The 18,474-nt window shown below is 64.1% G+C and carries 16 protein-coding genes; 9 read left to right on the top strand and 7 right to left on the bottom strand.

The window, feature by feature from the left end:
- Positions 1 to 22 precede the first annotated feature (22 nt).
- Both HU230_RS19385 and HU230_RS19380 read right to left on the bottom strand, forming a co-directional pair.
- Complete coding sequence (locus tag HU230_RS19385; RefSeq protein WP_092115336.1) at positions 23 to 1,237, bottom strand: NADP-dependent isocitrate dehydrogenase; 1,215 nt, start codon at positions 1,235 to 1,237, stop codon at positions 23 to 25.
- A gap of 192 nt (positions 1,238 to 1,429) precedes the next feature.
- Positions 1,430 to 3,124, bottom strand: a complete 1,695-nt coding sequence (locus HU230_RS19380; protein ID WP_224943369.1) for an alpha/beta hydrolase family protein — start codon at positions 3,122 to 3,124, stop codon at positions 1,430 to 1,432.
- A gap of 349 nt (positions 3,125 to 3,473) precedes the next feature.
- Here HU230_RS19380 and HU230_RS19375 point away from each other — a divergent pair, with 349 nt between their 5' ends.
- Together HU230_RS19375 and HU230_RS19370 are read left to right on the top strand one after the other, a co-directional pair.
- Positions 3,474 to 4,673 (top strand): TrmJ/YjtD family RNA methyltransferase, encoded by a 1,200-nt coding sequence (locus HU230_RS19375; protein WP_176530294.1) that lies wholly within the window; start codon positions 3,474 to 3,476, stop codon positions 4,671 to 4,673.
- 458 nt (positions 4,674 to 5,131) lie between these two features.
- Complete coding sequence (locus tag HU230_RS19370; protein WP_210284209.1) at positions 5,132 to 5,977, top strand: c-type cytochrome; 846 nt, start codon at positions 5,132 to 5,134, stop codon at positions 5,975 to 5,977.
- Between the two features lie 35 nt (positions 5,978 to 6,012).
- Here the strand turns inward: HU230_RS19370 and HU230_RS19365 are convergent, their stop codons facing one another.
- From HU230_RS19365 to HU230_RS19350, 4 genes are all read right to left on the bottom strand, one after another.
- A complete protein-coding gene (locus tag HU230_RS19365; RefSeq protein WP_176530295.1) occupies positions 6,013 to 6,783 on the bottom strand; it encodes an SDR family NAD(P)-dependent oxidoreductase in 771 nt (256 codons plus the stop codon).
- Between the two features lie 11 nt (positions 6,784 to 6,794).
- A complete protein-coding gene (locus tag HU230_RS19360; RefSeq protein ID WP_176530296.1) occupies positions 6,795 to 8,459 on the bottom strand; it encodes a thiamine pyrophosphate-binding protein in 1,665 nt (554 codons plus the stop codon).
- Between the two features lie 120 nt (positions 8,460 to 8,579).
- A complete protein-coding gene (locus tag HU230_RS19355) occupies positions 8,580 to 9,806 on the bottom strand; it encodes an ABC transporter substrate-binding protein (protein WP_176530297.1) in 1,227 nt (408 codons plus the stop codon).
- Between the two features lie 219 nt (positions 9,807 to 10,025).
- Positions 10,026 to 10,487: a PACE efflux transporter gene (locus HU230_RS19350; protein WP_176530298.1), complete on the bottom strand. Its 462-nt coding sequence runs from the start codon at positions 10,485 to 10,487 to the stop codon at positions 10,026 to 10,028.
- 85 nt (positions 10,488 to 10,572) lie between these two features.
- On the opposite strand from HU230_RS19350, the gene HU230_RS19345 reads away from it, so the two are divergent.
- Together HU230_RS19345 and HU230_RS19340 are read left to right on the top strand one after the other, a co-directional pair.
- Positions 10,573 to 11,463 (top strand): LysR family transcriptional regulator, encoded by an 891-nt coding sequence (locus HU230_RS19345; protein WP_173637496.1) that lies wholly within the window; start codon positions 10,573 to 10,575, stop codon positions 11,461 to 11,463.
- A gap of 101 nt (positions 11,464 to 11,564) precedes the next feature.
- Entirely contained in the window at positions 11,565 to 12,293 is a 729-nt protein-coding gene (locus HU230_RS19340) for an SDR family oxidoreductase (protein ID WP_176534957.1), read from the top strand.
- A 125-nt stretch (positions 12,294 to 12,418) separates the two neighbouring features.
- Here HU230_RS19340 and HU230_RS19335 read toward each other — a convergent pair whose 3' ends face one another.
- A complete protein-coding gene (locus tag HU230_RS19335) occupies positions 12,419 to 13,078 on the bottom strand; it encodes a TetR/AcrR family transcriptional regulator (protein ID WP_176534958.1) in 660 nt (219 codons plus the stop codon).
- Between the two features lie 267 nt (positions 13,079 to 13,345).
- Between HU230_RS19335 and HU230_RS19330 the strand changes: the two genes are divergently transcribed.
- The 5 genes from HU230_RS19330 to ntrB all read left to right on the top strand — a co-directional run bounded on the left by HU230_RS19330 (position 13,346) and on the right by ntrB (position 18,474).
- On the top strand, positions 13,346 to 13,888 hold the full coding sequence (locus tag HU230_RS19330) for an OsmC family protein (RefSeq protein ID WP_050402025.1): 543 nt from the start codon (positions 13,346 to 13,348) through the stop codon (positions 13,886 to 13,888).
- Positions 13,889 to 13,924: 36 nt separating this feature from the next.
- Positions 13,925 to 15,052, top strand: coding sequence for an acyl-CoA dehydrogenase family protein (locus HU230_RS19325; RefSeq protein ID WP_176530299.1), 1,128 nt, complete (start codon positions 13,925 to 13,927; stop codon positions 15,050 to 15,052).
- Positions 15,053 to 15,100: 48 nt separating this feature from the next.
- A complete protein-coding gene (locus HU230_RS19320; protein WP_176530300.1) occupies positions 15,101 to 15,979 on the top strand; it encodes a sulfurtransferase in 879 nt (292 codons plus the stop codon).
- Positions 15,980 to 16,085: 106 nt separating this feature from the next.
- Entirely contained in the window at positions 16,086 to 17,477 is a 1,392-nt protein-coding gene (locus HU230_RS19315; protein ID WP_176530301.1) for a CmpA/NrtA family ABC transporter substrate-binding protein, read from the top strand.
- Positions 17,478 to 17,634: 157 nt separating this feature from the next.
- Positions 17,635 to 18,474, top strand: a complete 840-nt coding sequence (ntrB, locus tag HU230_RS19310) for a nitrate ABC transporter permease (RefSeq protein ID WP_176530302.1) — start codon at positions 17,635 to 17,637, stop codon at positions 18,472 to 18,474.

Below are 18,474 nucleotides of genomic sequence, written 5' to 3'. Positions count from 1 at the left end.
GTTCGGCAACAGGCAGCCGTTATTAGGCCGCCATCGCCTTTCCGAGATTCTCGGCGACCTTGTCGAGGAAGCCGGTGGTGGAGAGCCAGCGCTGGTCGGCGCCGACCAGGAGCGCGAGGTCCTTGGTCATGTAGCCTTCTTCGACGGTCGCGACGCAGACCTTCTCCAGGGTGGTGGCGAACTTCGCCAGTTCCGGGTTGTTGTCGAGCTTGGCGCGGTGGGCCAGGCCACGGGTCCAGGCAAAGATCGACGCGATCGAGTTGGTCGAGGTCTCCTTGCCCTTCTGGTGCTCGCGGTAGTGGCGGGTCACGGTGCCGTGGGCGGCTTCGGCTTCCACCGTCTTGCCGTCCGGGGTGAGCAGCACCGAGGTCATCAGGCCGAGCGAGCCGTAGCCCTGGGCCACGGTGTCGGACTGCACGTCGCCGTCATAGTTCTTGCAGGCCCAGACATAGCCGCCGGACCATTTCAGCGCCGAGGCGACCATGTCGTCGATCAGGCGGTGCTCGTAGGTCAGGCCCTTGGCCTCGAATTCCTTCTTGAACTCGCGGTCGTAGATGTCCTGGAAGATGTCCTTGAAGCGGCCGTCATAGACCTTGAGGATGGTGTTCTTGGTCGAGAGGTAGACCGGGTAGTTGCGCAGCAGGCCGTAGTTCAGCGAGGCGCGGGCGAAATCGATGATGGAGTCGTCGAGATTGTACATCTCCATTGCGACGCCGGCGCCCGGCGCCTTGAACACTTCCCGCTCGATCACGGTGCCGTCCTCGCCGACGAACTTCAGCGACAGCGTGCCCTTGCCGGGGAACTTGATGTCGGTGGCACGGTACTGGTCGCCATAGGCGTGGCGGCCGATGATGATCGGCTTGGTCCAGCCGGGAACCAGGCGCGGCACGTTCTTGCAGATGATCGGCTCGCGGAAGATCACGCCGCCGAGGATGTTGCGGATGGTGCCGTTCGGCGACTTCCACATCTGCTTCAGGCCGAACTCCTTCACCCGGGCCTCGTCGGGGGTGATGGTGGCGCATTTGACGCCGACGCCGACCTTCTTGATGGCTTCGGCGGCGTCGATGGTCACCTGGTCATTGGTCTCATCGCGGTATTCCATGCCCAGATCGAAATAGAGCAGTTCGACATCCAGGAACGGGTTGATCAGCTTGTCCTTGATGTACTGCCAGATGATCCGGGTCATCTCGTCGCCATCGAGCTCGACGACGGGGTTGGATACCTTGATTTTTGCCATGACGGGGAGGCCCTCTTGGGAACGGCGCGCTTTTGACGGCGGGGGTGGAATACGCCTGCGCTATAGCACCGCCCGGGGACGGGCGGAAGCGCACCGGTTATGCACTTTCAGCCCATCTTTTCACCGAGAACCGCCATTCTGACGGCGGCTCTCGCTCCTTGTCCTGGACGGGTTTTCCTCACCTGAACCCCTCTAAAGCGGGACCTGCGTGGCGGTCCCGGCCACGATGTACCAGGTCACGAACAGGCCCGCGATCAGGGCCCCCGGCAGGCTCGATCCGGTTCGCCGCCAGGTGAAGGTCGCGATCACGGCGACGATTGCCAGGAGCGGCACGAACTGAATCGCGACGATGGTCGAGAGCGGCACGAAGCTGGGGTCCGGGATCGGGTTGAACAGCTTTCCGGTCAGCCACAGCGTGCCGTATTGCAGCACAAGCACCACGATGAAACCGAGCGTCAGCGCCAGGATGTTGGTCAGATAGAGCGCTCCGCGCGGGGCGCCCATGGTCGAGAAATTCCGGTGCAGCACGTGTAGCGCCACCACGAAAAACGCCGTGAACGGAATCAGATAGATCAGGAAGATGAGGAATTGCTTCGCGCTCATCAATTTGAGTGCGACGATCCAGAATCTGAAGTCGATCTTGAAGGCGAGGTCGGCGAGCCAGAGCGCAGCGTAGCCCACCGCAACCGAGGCCACCGCGATCACGACGGATTGACCGACGAGGCCGGCCCGGCTGGCGCGCTTCGGGACGAACCACATCAGCGCCAGCGTGATCAGGCCGTTGATGATGGCCCAAACCAGGATCTGGCTGGTGATGCCCTGCGGCAGGAACGCGCTTGGGGTGACGAATGTGCCGCCCAGTGCAAAGGCCGGGTAGTAGGTCAGCGCGGGGATGAAGGCGGACAGGATGAACGTCGTGGTCCAGCGCCGGCCGCCGGCGGCCTGATGCGCCGGCATGGTGCCGTCGCCAGCCGCCGGCAGCCGCAGGCGGGAGAACATCGGCGCCTCCAGCAGCGCGTCGAACGTCCCGATCATGAGCGCCACGAAGCCGATCAGCGCGATCAGGGTACCGATCTCCTTGCGGAACCAGATCTGGTCGTCGACCGGACGAGGCGTGCCGCCCTTCAACGTCTTGGCGAACCAGTCGAGGCTGTAGCCGATCGCCTCATGCGAGATGTGCTCGGCTGGATGGGTCATCGCGGGGGTGTACAGCACCCGGGCGGTGCCGTTGGCCGGATCGCCATAGACCTTGCCCGGCTCGACCGTGCCTTGCGTGCCGAACAGCGCCCAGAGTTTCGGGCTCTTGGTGACGTCGCGGGCGAGGTCGACGCCCCACATCAGGGTGGAGAACTCCTCGTACTGGGCAAAGACCAGCGCGGTGTTTCGCGGCCAGCTCGCGGTGCCCTCGGCGGCGAACGGCTTGCCGGTGGACGAGCCCTCCAGCACCATCGATTTATAGTCGTTGGGCATCGCGGTGGCGGCCGCCAGCACGGTCCAGCCGCCCATCGAATGGCCCTCCAGCCCGATGTTCTCCTTGTCGACGAATGGCAGGCTGCGGAGATAGGCAAGGCCGTCAGGTCCGCCAAAGCCGTTGGCGAAGGAGGGCGGGTCGCTGTAGCCATGGCCGGTCTGATCGAGCGCCAGCACCACATAGCCGCGGCGGGCGAACTCGATGCCGAAGCCGTCCTGGGTCTCGCGCGAATTGATGTAGCCGTGCACGGCGAGGATGCCGGGCGCCGGGATCTGCGGCGTCGCGTTCGGCGGGATGTAGAGCAGGGCGCTCATGGTGTTGCCCTTGGCGCCCTTGAACCTGACATCCGCGATCCGGATGCCGCCTGCGGTCTGTGTGAGGTGGGCGAGCAGGCCCCCCGCCACGATCAAGACCACGCCCACAATCGCCAGCGTCCGTCTGCCCCGCATCATCGCCCCAAGTGCTTCGACCCAAGTGCCCTCGCCGTTCAAGCGGCGTCTCAAGCGTGCCTTTACAGCTTCGCTTTGGTTGTGGTTGATAGCCTATCCGAAGGCGAAGCGCGCGCAAGCGACGGTCTTCGCTCCGTGCGATTGGGATTCCGATTGAGGATTCGCAAACGCCGCTAACCCTGTTATCTCCTTGGAGAAAATGGTCCCGCGCAAAACCGGTGCAAAGCTAGTTGCGCCGCCCTGCATGAGAGTTTGAATCAGCCGCTTCGGAAGCTGATTCAAAATCTTCAGACGTTGAATCAGAAAGTGAAGTTAGATGTCCGGCACCGACAAGACCAAGGCAGGGCACGACCTTGCCGGTCCCGTCGTCATCCTGGTCGAGCCGCAGCTTGGCGAGAACATCGGCATGGCCGCGCGCGCGATGGGCAACTTCGCGCTGACCCGGATGCGCATCGTCAATCCGCGTGACGGCTGGCCGAATGTCGCCGCCCAGCGCGCCGCCGCCGGCGCCGACCACATCATCGGTTCCGTCGAGCTGTTCGACACCGTCGAGCAGGCGATCGCCGATCTCACGCTGGTGTTCGCGACCACCGCGCGCGCCCACGACCAGGCCAAGCCAGTGGTCGGACCGGAAGGCGCGGCGGGCGAGATCGTCAGCCACGTCGCCTCCGGTGGCGGGGCCGGCATCCTGTTCGGGCGGGAGCGCTCCGGCCTGACCAATGAGGAGGTCGCGCTCGCCAACCGCATCATCACCTTCCCGGTCAATCCGGGCTTCGCCTCGCTCAACCTGGCGCAGGCAGTGCTGTTGATGGGGTACGAATGGTTCAAGCTCTCGACCGCCGGCGCGCTGCCGTTCGCGATGCCGGAGCGGTCCGAGCCGGCCTCCCAGCACCAGATGCAGGCGTTCTTCGACAACCTCGTTGCCGAGCTCGACAAGGTCGAGTTCCTGCGGCCGGCGGAGAAGCGCGACACCATGCTGGTGAACCTGCGCAACATCTTCACCCGGATGGATCCAACCAAGCAGGACATGCACACGCTCCATGGAGTCGTGATGGCGATCGCCGAGGGCCGCAAGGGCCCGGCCAAGGGCGGCGTGCTCGACGGCGCCCAGGCGACCCGGCTGCGGGCGCTGCTCGCCGAGCAGGGACAGGGCGGCGCCGCCGCCGACAACTCCAGCACGGTGCGCGGCCTCGCCCGGCTGCTCCGCCGCAACCCGACCGACGCCGAGCGGATCCTGTGGCAGGCGCTGACGCGGGATCGCCGCTTCGCCGGCCAGTTCAAGCGCCAGACCCCGGTCGGCCGGCACATCCCCGACTTCGTCTCCTTCGTGCACCGGCTCGCGATCGAACTGGTCAATCCGAACGAGAGCGAGGCCATCGGCACCGACCGCGCCAATCGCCGCGCCTGGCTCGAAGCGCGCGACTATCGGGTGGTCGACATGCAGGTGGCCAACGTCGAGCGCGACCTCGACGGCGAGCTGGCGCGGCTGGAGGGGAGTTTGCAGCAGGGGCGGTAAGTCTTCGCCGGCTGAGAGTCTGATGGCGTCGAGATCGATCGCGGGCCTCTCCACACGTCGTCCTGGCGAAAACCAGTACGACACTGAATGTGGACCCATAACCACGGGGGTGTGTTGTTAAAGAGAGCTGTGGCCCCGCCGTCGCGCAACAATCACCTTCGGTTATGGGTCCGGCCCCCGTGCGCAATTGCGTGGTCAGGCTGCCTTCTCAAGCGGGTGGAATCTGCTAGATTTTGTCTGGTCAGCCCTCCGGAAATTGGATCTGCCGAAAATTGGGGGCGATCATACCATCGATCCGCGCGCGGCTTTTTCTCGCGCGCCAGCCGTGTAGTTCTTAGTCTTGCACACAGCCTTCGCGGCGTTGAAACCGGTGCGCATATATTTCGCTGACGTACTTCTTTGAAGCCGGAAATCGATCAGAGTTCTATCGCCATACTCAATTGATTGGAGGCATCGTCATGATCCGTATCGGATCGCTCGCGCTCGTTATCGGTGCGGTATTGAGCAGCCCGGTCAGCGCACAATCGGAATTGGTCGAGCGCGGTGATTACCTGGTCAACGGCATCCTGACCTGCGGCAATTGCCATACCCCGAAGGGACCGTCAGGCGAGATCAGGGACAAGGCTTTTTCGGGCGGCACGTCATGGGATCAGCCACCGTTCAAGGTCACGGCCTCGAACATCACGCAAGACAAGGAAACCGGCATCGGCAATTACACCGACGCCGAACTCAAGCAACTGCTGCGCAAGGGCGTCAAGCGCAACGGCGCGCGGGTCGCCATGATCATGCCGAGCGGCTTCTACGAGATCATGACCGATCGCGATCTCGATGCGGTGATCGCTTATCTGCGCACGATCAAGCCGATCAGGAATGCGGTGCCGGAGCCGGTCTACAAGATGGCACAAGAACATCCTGTTCCCCCGGGCGGTGAAAGCCCGTACACCGAAGCGGTGTTGAGCGACAAGGTGCAGCAAGGATTCTACCTCGTCACGATTGCACACTGTATGGAGTGCCATACCCCGATGGGGCCGCAAGGGCGAGAATTTGCCACCAGCATGGGCGCTGGCGGCGGCAAGTTTACGGGACCCTGGGGCGTCTCGGTTTCGCGGAACATCAGCTCCAGCAAGACCAAAGGCATTGGCGGTTGGACTGACGACGAGATCAAACGCGCGATCACTCAGGGCGTCAGCAAGGACGGCAGCAAGCTCAATCCGCCGATGGGCTTCCATTACTACGCCACTGTGTCGGCTGCCGATCTCGACGCCATCGTCGCCTATCTGCGCACGGTGCCGCCAAAGGAATAGCCTGAAAGCCGCGACGCGCCCCGCTGAAGCGCACCTCAGGCGGCGCTGTAGCCGCCGTCGACCACCTGCGATGCGCCTGTCATGAAGGATGCCTTGTCCGAGCACATCCAGACCACGGCCTCCGCGATTTCCTCGGGCACGCCCAGGCGACGTGCGGGCACCTTGGCGATGATCTCGTCGTAACGTTCGTCCATCGTCTCCTTGGTCATCGGCGTCTTGATGTATCCGGGATTGACGCAATTCACTCGGATGCCGTCCTGGGCGTATTCGATCGCCGCAGACTTGGTCAGGCCGACGACACCATGCTTGGCCGCGACGTAGTGGCCCGACGTGGCAAGGCCGACCAGCCCGGCGATCGAGGCGGTGTTGACGATCGCGCCGCCGCCGCCCTGCCTCAGCATCTGCGCGACCTCGTATTTCAGGCACAGGAACACGCCCATCAGATTCACCGAAAACATCTTCGCCACCGAGGGCTGCGTGAGCTCATGGATGCGTTGGCCGGGCGGGCCGACGGAGCGCCCGGCCACGCCGGCATTGTTGAACGCGCAATCGATGCGCCCAAACGCCGACACCGTGCGTGCCACCATGTTGGCGATGTCAGCCTCGTCGGTGACGTCGCCCTGGATCGCGATCGACTGGCCGCCTGCGGCGTTGATGAGCGCGACTGTCTGTTCGATTCCGTCCTTTGACAGGTCGGACACCGCGACGCGCGCGCCTTCGCGCGCCATGGCAATCGCTGTTGCCCGACCGATGCCCGAGCCGCCGCCAGTCACCAACGCAGCCTTGCCGTCCAGAATGCCTGCCATCAGAAGCTCCTCTAGCGCTTGCCTTCGATCGCAATCTCGACGAGGTACGGACGCTGCGCCGCGGCAGCCTTTGCGACTGCGCCAGCGATGTCGTCCGCCTTCTCAACCCTGACCGCCTCGACGCCCATGCCGGCCGCGAGATGCACGAAGTCGAGCGCGGGACCGGTGATATCCATGTTCTGATAGGGATGCTGGGTGCCGGCTTCGAAGTTCTGTCGCCAGACGTCCACATTGTGCTTGAGAATGCGGTACTCGCGGTTCGCGAGCACCACGAACACGATCGCAAGCTTGTGGTGCGCGGCAGTCCACAGCGCCTGGATCGCATACATCGCCGAGCCGTCGCCGGAGATCGCGACAACGGGACGGTCCGGCATGGCGACCTTGACGCCGATGGCGCCGGCAAGACCCTGGCCGATGCCGCCGCCACGTCCGCCGAAATAATCGCCGAAGCCGCGATAGTCGAAGGCGCGCGCGAGATCCAGGCTCGCCGTGATGCTCTCATCGACGATGACCACATCATCAGGCAGGCCGCGACGAAGTTCCGCGGTGACGCGCGGCATGGAGCTCGGCTCACGGTTCCAGCTCTTCTCGACGCGCGCGCGATAGGCTTCCTTCTCTTTCGCCTGCAGTTCGGCCAGCGCAGCGTTGCGGTTTTGCGCAGCCTGCCTGAAGTCCGCGCTCGCCTTTGCGTGCAGCGCGTCCGTCAATGCGCCGAGGCTGATGGTGATGTCGCCGACAATGCCGGCGTCGAGCCTGTTGTTGAGCGCGAGACGCTCTGCCGAGGCCTCGATCTGGAGCACGGGTGCGCCGTGGGGAATGTGGTTATCAGGCGCAAACCAGATATCCTCGAAGAACGGACCGCCGATGAGCAGCACAAGATCGGTATCGCCGAGCACCTTGCGTACCTGCCGGGCGTCGCCGGGGAGCGACTGACGATAGCTCGGGTGGCCGGTCGGGAAGGACGCGTGATGCCGCAACCCCTCGAACCACACGGTGGCGCCGATCGTTTCCGCAAGCGCGACCAGCGCCTGCTCGCCGCCCGATCTCGCGACGTCGTCGCCGGCGATGATTGCCGGATTGTGTGACTTGAGAAGCAGCGCAAGCATCGCCTCGATCCCTGCCGGATCGGGGCGTGTCGACCGCCACAGATTGTCCGGCGTCGATGCATCGACCGAGGTCTCCTGTTCCAGGACGTCGATCGGGAGCGAGACGAACACCGGCCCTTGTGGCGCATCGGTCGCCACCTTGAACGCGCGGCGGATGATTGGTGCGATCTCGTCGGCGCGCTCGATCTGAACGCTCCACTTCGTCACCGGGGCCGCCATTGCAACGAGGTCGTGGCCGAGGAGGGGATTGTTGAGCCGCATTCGCGTGTCCTGCTGACCCGCCGTCACGACCAGGGGCGAATTTGCTTTCAGCGCGCCATAGAGCGAACCGATACCGTTGCCGAGGCCGGGAGCGACATGCAGGTTGGCAACGGTGACGCGTCCGGATGCCTGCGCATAGAAGCTGGCGGCGCTGACTGCGACGCCTTCATGCAGCGCCATGATATATTCGAGTTGCGGAAATGCCGGCAGGCTGTCGAGCAGCGGCGTTTCCGTCGTGCCGGGATTGCCGAAGATATGACGCACGCCGTGCGACACGAACGACTCCATCAGCACACGGCGTCCACGCATTCACTTCCTCCCGGTTGGTTCGGATCCGTTTCGCGCATCATCGGCCGATGAGCAGCCGATGGCAACTGCGAGACGGCTCGCGCATGCGCCGCGCTGGTTTTCGCGGAGCGCCGTGGACGATCACGCCTTCGAGATGCCGCCGTCGATCACGGGGCCCATCGGCTCGTAGCGTTCGCCGCTGAAGCGCGTCAGTTGCAGTTGCTCGAGCGGATAGTAGTCGGTCGGCGAGGTGTTGATCTTGATGCCCGGCAGCAGCATGTCGGATTCGACGTCCCTGAGGTTCGCCGCCTGCCTGATGATGTTTTCGGGCGAGACGTCGTCGCCGCACTGCTTGAGCACCTGAACCAGGATCTGGCTGGTGAGATAGCCGGTGACCGCGTAGATGTCGTTCTTGGCCGCCGCCGGATCGTATTTGTCGAGGAAGGCGCGCCATTTCTGAATGGCGGGATCGCTGTCCCAGGCGGCGTCGACCGGATCTTTCAAATAGGCGCTCGAAATGATCCCCTTGGACACGTCGAAGCCCGCGGCCTTCAGGGTCGAGCCGGCGGAGGAGGCGTTGTTGCCGATGTAATGCGCCGGCTGCCAGCCGAGCTCGGCGATCTTCTTGATGCCTTGCGCGGCGAATTTCGGCGTGGTCATGCTCATGAACACGTTGGCACCCGCGGATTTGCAGCGGACCACCTGGCTGTCGATGGTCGGGTCTGATGTCTCATAGGACAGCTCGGCGACGATTGCGGAGGTCTTGGCGCCAAGTCCGTCCTTGAAGCCCTTCAGCACGTCGCGTCCGAAATCGTCGTTCTGGTAGACGATGCCGATCTTGGGATCATTCTGTGTCGACAGGACGTGTTGCGCGAAGGCCCGGCCCTCGATCTGGTAGCAGGGCTGGAAACCCATCGTGTAGGGGAAGTTCTTGTAGTCGCCGAACTTGGTCGCGCCCGAGGCGATGAAGAGGTGCGGGACCTTCTTCTGGTTCATGTATTTCATGATCGCCGCGTTGGTCGGCGCACCGAGCGGCGCAAACAGCACATCGATCTCGTCGCCTTCGACCAGCTTGCGCGCCTGCTCGACGGTCTTGGCCGGGCTGTAGGCGTCGTCATAGGTGATGTACCTGATCATGCGGCCGTTGATGCCGCCTTGCTCGTTGATCATCTTGAAATAGCCGCCAGGCGTGCGGCCGATCGACGAATAGACCGCAGCCGGTCCCGAATAGGCGTCGATGTTGCCGATCACGATCTCGGTCTTGCCCTTGGCAATGGCGGGCTTGCCGAGCAGCAGCGTGGCCGACGTGGCGGCAGCGCCTTTGATGAGATGACGGCGGGTGAGGTGGGGTGAACGGTTCCCTGGCATTGTAGTCCTCCGCTTCTTCTTGTTGGCCGTTTTGGCAGCCTCTGACGGGCATGTCGGCCTGAAGCATTCCACAGCGCTCAAGCCGGATCAAACCAGTCTATGAGCGCTGCGCAGCGGAACTTGTGCGCAGTCGCTACCATCAGGAATATTGCTGCGGTGTCAGGGTCCGGCGCGGCGCCGCAGATCACATGATCCGAGGCGCCGAGTACCGAGGGCCGATCAAGCCGGCAGGGCCCGGCTTGCCCTGCGACCGTGCGCGCTGAGCTCGCGGACCGGGAAGACGCGATCGTAAGCGATGTTGAATACGAACGCGTAGACCAGATAGAACGCGACGATGGAGATATCCATCATCAGCGCGGCCCACAGCGAGATGCCGAGATACCAGGCGACGAACGGGATCAGCAGCACGATCAAGCCGGCCTCGAACAGCATCGCGTGAGCGACACGGATCGGCATCGTCTTGATGACACGGCCGGTGACGCGGACCAGCGCGTGGTCGAAGCCGAGATTGAACAGCAAGTTCCAGATCGTTGCCACCGTCGCCGAGACGACGCCGATGACGCCCATATGGGCGACCGGCTGATTGAACAGCCACGCGGCTGCCGGCGTGAAGATGGCGATACCGATCAGTTCGAACAGGACTGCGTGCCTGACCCGATCGGAGAAGGAACGCATAGACATTTTGAAACCCTTTCTGTCGTTGTGACCGGGTTTCTATCTGATATTGTGGGATTATAAAGTTAGGTAGTATCTGGAAAAGAGATAGATGGCCGTTTCCATGGACCAGCTCGAATCCTTCGTGGCGGCGGCCGAGCAGGGCTCGTTCTCCGGTGCGGCACGGCTTCTGAAGAAAGCGCAATCGGCGGTCAGCACGCACGTCGCCAATTTGGAAACAGACCTCGGGATCGCGCTGTTCGACCGAGCCGGTCGCAACCCGGTGCTGACCGAAGCCGGTGCGCGGCTGTTGCCGGAAGCAAGATTGATCCTCGATCGCCGTGAGCATCTGATCGGCGTCGCGAGCAGTTTCGAGGCGCATGTCGAGAAGCGGTTGGTGGTGGCGATCGACGAGCTCTATCCGGAGAGCGCGGTCGGGGAGCTGTTTGCGGAATTCGCCAAGCGCTTTCCTCATGTCGAAGTGGAGCTGCTGTTTCCGATCATGGAGGACGTCAGCCGCCTCGTGCTCGACGGTAAGGCCGATGTCGGCGTGATGTGGCGGCAGGAGCATCTGCCGCCCGAGCTCGGCTTCAAGACCATCGGCTGGGTGCCGCTGCAGCTCGTGTGCGGCAAGAACCATCCGCTGGCGCATGGCCGGGTGGACTGGGAGGAGCTGAAGCGGCATCGCCAGATCATGGTCACGGTGCGCAACGAGGGCACCGAGCGGCATCGGCTTCGTGTCGCCGCGGAGGTATGGTGGGTGGAGAGCCATTGGGTGATCCTGCAGATCCTCAAGCAGGGCGTCGGCTGGGCGCTGATCCCGGCGCACATCATGGCGAGCTCGCAGGTTGCCGAGGAACTGGCAATTCCCGAACTGGAATTCGACGAGGGCGCGCATCCCGTTGCGCTCGAAGTGGTCTGGCACAAGCAGCGGCCTGCGGGGCCGGCGGCAAAATGGCTGCGTCGCCGTTTCGCCACGCGGCCGCCGATGCTCCGCATGTGACGGGACATGCGCGTCAGGCAACGTCGTTTGTCGCATGGGAGCTGACATCGCGACCGCGATGTGTTGCCATGCGCGCCGCACTGACCGGACGGGTGGAGACGATGGCGAAGCAATTGGAAGGCAAGGTCGCGGCGGTGACCGGGGCGGCGTCGGGCATTGGACTTGCGAGCAGCGAGGCGATGCTGGCCGCGGGCGCGCGCGTGGTGATGGTCGACCGTGACGCGGCCGCGCTGCAAGCGCTCGCCGGCAGGCACGGCGATGCGGTGATCCCGCTGGTCATCGACCTGCTCGATCCGAAGGCCTGCGCGACGCTGTTGCCCGCGATCCTCGAGAGGGCCGGCCAGCTCGACATCCTGCACGCCAATGCGGGGATCTATGTCGGCGGCGATCTCGTCGATGCCGATACCGGCGCGATCGACCGGATGCTGAACCTCAACGTCAACGTCGTGATGAAGAACGTGCACGACGTGCTGCCGCACATGATCGCGCGCGGGACCGGCGACATCATCGTGACGAGCTCGCTCGCCGCGCATTTCCCGACGCCGTGGGAGCCGGTCTATGCGTCGTCGAAATGGGCGATCAACTGCTTCGTGCAGACGGTGCGGCGCCAGGTGTTCAAGCACGGTATCCGCGTCGGCTCGATCTCGCCGGGGCCCGTGATCAGCGCGCTGCTCGCGGACTGGCCGGCGGAGAAGCTTGAGGAGGCCAAAGCAGCGGGCAGCCTGCTGGAGGCGAGCGAGGTTGCCGAGGTCGTGATGTTCATGCTGACCCGGCCGCGCGGCATGACCATCCGCGACGTCGTGATGCTGCCGACGAACTTCGATCTGTAGGATCTCACGGGAAATCCGACGAAGGCCAGGATTGATATCGGCTGCGCGCAGCGCCGACTCAGGCAGTGCTGCAGTTGATCGTCGGATCAGAGATGGACCGCGGGAGGTCGCCGTGATGCGCCGCGTTAGACCGCGAGCAACTCGTCCGAGCGTCCCGCGCGCTTCGTCTTCTTCAGCTTCGCCGGCGCGAACAGATTGCTGGCGGCGAGGCCGGCGGTGTCGGCGACACCGGGATCGCAGGACACCATGGCGGCGACGATGGCGCCGTCGATCAACAGCGCGAGCTGATGCGCGAGCACGGCCGGCTCGGTCGCGCCCATCTCGCCGGCGAGCTTCTCGATATGCGCCAGCACCACCTTCTTGTGCTTCAGCGCGATGTTGCGGAACTGCTTGGCGTCCTTGTCGTGCTCGGCGACCGCGTTGATGAAGGGGCAGCCGTAGAAGCGTTCCTCGGCGAACCAGGACTTCAGGGCGGGGAAGATCCGTGCCAGCTTGGTCTGCGGATCGCCGCCGCCGGCCTCGATCGCGCCGATGAACCATTCGCGCCACTGCTTGCCTTCGCTTTCTAGCACGGCATGCACAAGGTTGGTCTTCGAGCCGAACAGCTTGTAGAGCGTCGTCTTGGCGGTTCCGGCTTCATCGATGATCGCATCGATGCCGGTGGCGTTGATGCCGTTCTTGCAGAACAGATGCGTGGCCGCGTTGAGCAGGCGCCCGCGCGCGGATTCGTCGTCGCCGGCGGCGGACGCCGCGGCAGGTTTTTTCTTCGCAAGCGATTTGACCATGCGCGGCAGTAAATCGGAGCGCGGCGAAATCATCAAGCCGCATCTTCACGGGGGCGGGCATGTGCGCCGTCCTGCGCTCAAAATAATCGCTGCGGCGCGGCAGATGCACCGCGTTTGAGCAGCCGCGCCCTGACCAATCCGCAGGCAGGCACAGCTAAGCGTTTGCGGGATTTCGCCTTTTGATTTGGGGCGGGACTGGCACGCTTCGTGCATGAAACAGACCGTTCGGTATCCTGACCCAATCCAACGCTCCCAGGGAGAAAACTGATGACCGCTGTCGCTCAAAAAACCGCACTGACCGGCTGCCTCGCGCCGATCGACAGAGGCGGGCTCGAGCAGCTGATTGCCAACGGCAAGGCCAACCCGAAGGTCATCAAGACCTTGAAGTGCAGGACGGTGGCCGAGGGCAAGTTCCGTCACGCCAACTACATCCGCAACCTCGCGCCCTACATCGTCGACGAACCGCCGGGCCTGCTCGGCGACGACACCGCGCCCAATCCCTCCGAGGCCTCGCTCGCCGCGCTCGGCTCCTGCCTTGCGGTCGGCCTGCACGCCAACGCCGTGCATCGCGGCTGGATCGTCAACAAGCTCGAGCTCGAGCTCGAGGGCGATCTCAACATCACCGCGGTGTGGGGCACCGGCGACGTCAGCGAGAAGCCGGTCGGCTTCACCGATGTCCGCGTCAAGGTTGACATGGAATGCGAGGGCGTCGCGCAGGACGAGATCGACGCGCTGGTGGCGCATGTGAAGAAGTGGTCGCCGGTCGCCAACACCTTCACGCGCCCCGTCAATCTCGAGGTCAGCGCCTAGGCGCTCGATCGGCAATTCCAGGTGCGGAGACCAACCATGGGTTCACTGGCATTATCGCGGGTCGCAGCTCAAGATCCCGCACCGACCATCACGGACGAGGTCGCGCGCCTCGCCCGTCAGGAGCTGGCACCGCTCGCATCCGCGATCGATGCCGGCTCGGTCTATCCCGGCGAATTCCTGCGCCGGCTCGGCAAGGTCGGCGCGTGGAGCAGCCACGTGCCGCAGGAGGGGCCTGCCGACCTGCGCTGGGCGATCCAGTCGATGGCCGCGCTCGGCGAAGTCTGCGGCGCCACCGCTTTTATGGCGTGGTGCCAGAACACGCTGGTCTGGTACGTCGCGAACTCCACCAACATGAAGCTCGCCGCGCGCTTCGGCAATTGCTTCTCCAGCGGGCGCGCGCTCGGCGGCACCGGGCTCTCCAACCCGATGAAGAGCTTCTTCGGCATCGAGCGGCTGAAGCTGAAGGGCCGCAAGGTCGATGGCGGCTACATCGTGCGCGGCGCGCTGCCCTGGGTGTCCAATCTCGGCCCCGACCATTACTTCGGCACGATTTTCGAGCGCGAGGACGAGGGCAGCAAGGGCGAGCCGGGCAGCACCGTGATGTTTCTTGCCGATTGCTCCGATCCCGCGATCACGCTGACGCCGTGCAAGCCGTTCCTGGCGATGGACGGCACCGGCACCTACGGCGTCCAGTTCCGCGACGTGTTCGTGCCGGACGAGCTGATCCTCGCTGAGCCGGCTGCGCCGTTCGTCAAGAAGATCCGCGCCGGCTTCATCCTGCTGCAGGCCGGCATGGGCCTCGGCCTGATGAAGGATTGCATCAGCATCATGGACGAAGTCCATGCGCCGCTCGGTCACGTCAACCGCTATCTGCCGCAGCAGCCGCTGCAATTCCGCGAGCTCTATGCCGAGTTCGAGAAGGAGGCGATGACGCTGGCAAGCGATCCCTACAACACCGATGACAGCTATTGGCGCCGCGTCGTCGCGCTGCGCCTGCGGATCGGCGATGCCAGCGTCGCGTTCGCGCATGCGGCGATGCTCCATTGCGGCGCGCGCGGCTATCTGATGAGTCACCGCGCCCAGCGCAGGCTGCGCGAGGCCTATTTCGTCGCCATCGTCACGCCTGCCACCAAGCAGCTGCGCAAGATGCTGGCGGACGGCTGACCAGGAGTTCGGGACCACCACAACTGCAACCACAAACAGGAGAGAGCCATGACGGACGTTCTGATCACCGCCGGCGAACTTGCCGAGCTCGTCAAGAAAGAACCATGTGTCATCATCGACACGCGGAATCCGGATGCCTATGCGGCCGGCCATCTGCCGGGCGCCGTCAATGTGCATGACATCTTCACATTCCTTGCGACCTCGACGCCGGAAGGCATCCACGAGCTGAAGACCAAGTTCGCCGACGCGTTCGGCGCCGCCGGTCTGTCCGGCAAGGAGACCGCCGTGATCTACGAGCAGTCGATGAATTCCGGCTTCGGCCAGTCCTGCCGCGGCTACTACCTGCTGACGATGCTCGGCTATCCCAAGGTGAAGGTGCTGCATGGCGGCTTCGATGCCTGGAAAGCCGCCGATCTGTCAGTCACCACCGACGTTGCGGTGCCGCCGAAGGCCTCCTTTGCGATCGTGCCGGAGGCCGGCGACATCATGATCGACGCGAAGGCGATGCTGGCCGCGGTCGGCAAGCCCGGCGTCGCGATCCTCGACGTGCGTGACGTCGACGAGTGGATCGGCGAGAGCTCCTCGCCCTACGGCAAGGATTTCTGCCCGCGCAAGGGCCGCATCCCCGGCGCCGTCTGGCTGGAATGGTACCGGATGATGAAGCCGACCGGCGAAGGTCAGCGCTTCAAGTCGAAGGACGAGATCCTGGCGGAATGCGCCACCGTCGGTATCTCGCAAACCACGCCGGTCTATCTCTACTGCTTCAAGGGCGCGCGCGCCTCGAACACCTTCCTGGCGCTGAAGAACGCCGGCGTGAAGGACGTGCGGATGTACTTCGGTTCATGGAACGAGTGGTCGCGCGACCCGGCGCTGCCGATCGACGAGGGTCTGCCGACCGCGGCCGTCGTCACGGACAAGGCGGCATAGAACCTGCATGTTTGTTGGCGTCCGGCGGCGCAAAACGCGGCCGGACGCCGATCAATGCACCGGATCGCGGAGCTCTCCGTAGTTCGGTGCGACAATGGGGCGCAGCATGTCCACGTCAGATGATCCCTTCGACGCCGACCGCGCGCTCGTGCGATCCGGCTGCGCCTGTGGCCGGCATCGCTCAACCGCCGAGCACGAGCATGCCGCGCGCACGCTGCGCTGCGAGCCGGTCGCCGATCTCAGCGAGCAGAAGCGCTACAAAGGCATCGTCGCGTCGGCGGTGATGCGGGCGGTGTTTCCGCAGGATGTCGCGCGCCGCGCCTTCCTGAAATCGGTCGGTGCCGCGACCGCACTCGCCGCGCTGTCAGAGTTCTTCCCGCTGAAGAGGGCGACGGAGGCGTTCGCCGACGCCGGACCGCCGGAGAAGAAGGACCTCAAGGTCGGCTTCATCCCGATCACCTGCGCGACTCCGATCATCATGGCGGCGCCGCTCGGCTTCTATGCCAAGCAGGGCCTCAACGTCGAGGTGGTGAAGACCGCCGGCTGGGCTGTCATTCGCGACAAGACCATCAACAAGGAATACGACGCTGCTCACATGCTAGCGCCGATGCCGATCGCGATTTCGCTCGGGCTTGGCGCGAACGCTATACCCTTCACCGTGCCCGCGATCGAGAACATCAACGGGCAGGGCATCACGCTTGCCATCAAGCACAAGGACAAGCGCGATCCGAAGGATTGGAAAGGCATGAAGTTCGCCATTCCGTTCGACTACTCCATGCACAACTATCTGCTGCGCTATTATCTCGCCGAGCACGGGCTCGATCCGGATACCGACGTGCAGCTCCGCTCGGTGCCGCCGCCGGAAATGGTCGCCAATCTGCGCGCCGACAACATCGACGGCTTCCTCGCGCCCGACAACATCTGCCAGCGCGCGATCTATGACGGTGTCGGCTTCCTGCACATCCTGTCCAAGGAGATCTGGGACGGTCATCCCTGCTGCAGCTTTGCCGCGAGCCGCGAATTCATCACGACGGCGCCGAACTCCTTCGCGGCGCTGACCCGCGCGATCGTGGACGCCACCGGCTTTGCTGCGAAGGCCGAGAACCGCAAGCAGATCGCGGAGGCGATCGCGCCGGCCAACTACATCAACGCGCCGGTGACGGTGCTGGAGCAGGTCCTGACCGGCACCTATGCCGACGGCCTCGGCGGCGTGAAGACCGATCCGAAGCGCGTCGACTTCGATCCGTTCCCCTGGCAGTCCTTTGCGGTGTGGATGCTGACGCAGATGAAGCGCTGGGGCCAGATCAAGGGCGATGTCGACTACAAGGCGGTCGCCGAGCAGGTCTATCTCGCCACCGACACGAAAAAGGTGATGGCCGAGATGGGGCTCACGCCGCCGACAAGCTCGTACAAGTCGTTCTCGGTGATGGGCAAGAGTTTCGATCCGGCCAAGCCCGAGGATTATCTCGCAAGCTTCAAGATCAGGAAGTCGTCGTGAGGGGCGAAATTCTATCCACGCCGTCGTCCCTGCGAAAGCAGGGACCCATACGCCGTGTTGTCTCGGTTAGGCGCGCGGGGAGACACTCAGCGCAACAATTGGGGCCGGTGGTTATGGGTCCCTGCTTTCGCAGGGACGACGCGGGGAGGGAACGCGCATGACTCTCTCCCTCCGCCTCCGCGCCGCCATCGTCTCGCTTGCGCTGCTCGCGGCCTTTCTCGGCGCCTGGCACCTCGCGACCCGCAGCAGCGGCACAACGGCGGCCATGAGCCCCGAATACGCCAGGCTGATGGGGCTGACCGCGACGCAGGGCAAGTCGGCGTTGCCCGGGCCGCTCGATGTCGGCGCCAAGCTGTGGGAGCACCTGAAGCGGCCGTTCTACGACAACGGGCCGAACGACAAGGGGCTCGGCATCCAGCTCGCCTATTCGATCGGGCGCGTCGGGCTCGGCTATCTCATCGCGGTCATCGTCGCGATCCCGCTCGGTTTCATGATCGGGATGTCGCCTTTGATCAGCAAGGCGCTCGATCCCTTCATCCAGCTGCTGAAGCCGATCTCGCCGCTGGCCTGGATGCCGCTCGCGCTCTACACCATCAAGGATTCCTCGATCTCGGCGATTTTTGTCATTTTCATCTGCTCGGTGTGGCCGATGCTGTTGAACACCGCGTTTGGGGTCGCAGGCGTGCGCAAGGAGTGGATCAACGTCGCGCGGACGCTCGAGGTCGGCACCGTCAGGCGCGCCTTCACCGTGATCCTGCCGGCGGCGGCGCCGACGATCCTGACCGGCATGCGGATCTCGATCGGGATCGCCTGGCTCGTGATCGTCGCCGCCGAGATGCTCGTCGGCGGCACCGGCATCGGCTATTTCGTCTGGAACGAGTGGAATAATCTGTCGATCACCAATGTGATCATCGCGATCCTTTTGATCGGCCTCGTCGGCATGCTGCTCGACCAGGTGCTGGCGCGCTTCACGCGCATGGTGACGTTTCCGGAGTAG

Source organism: Bradyrhizobium quebecense (assembly GCF_013373795.3).
GTDB classification, from domain to species: domain Bacteria; phylum Pseudomonadota; class Alphaproteobacteria; order Rhizobiales; family Xanthobacteraceae; genus Bradyrhizobium; species Bradyrhizobium quebecense.
Note: the sequence above shows the minus strand (reverse complement) of the source record. Positions and strands in the feature narration are given on the sequence as shown.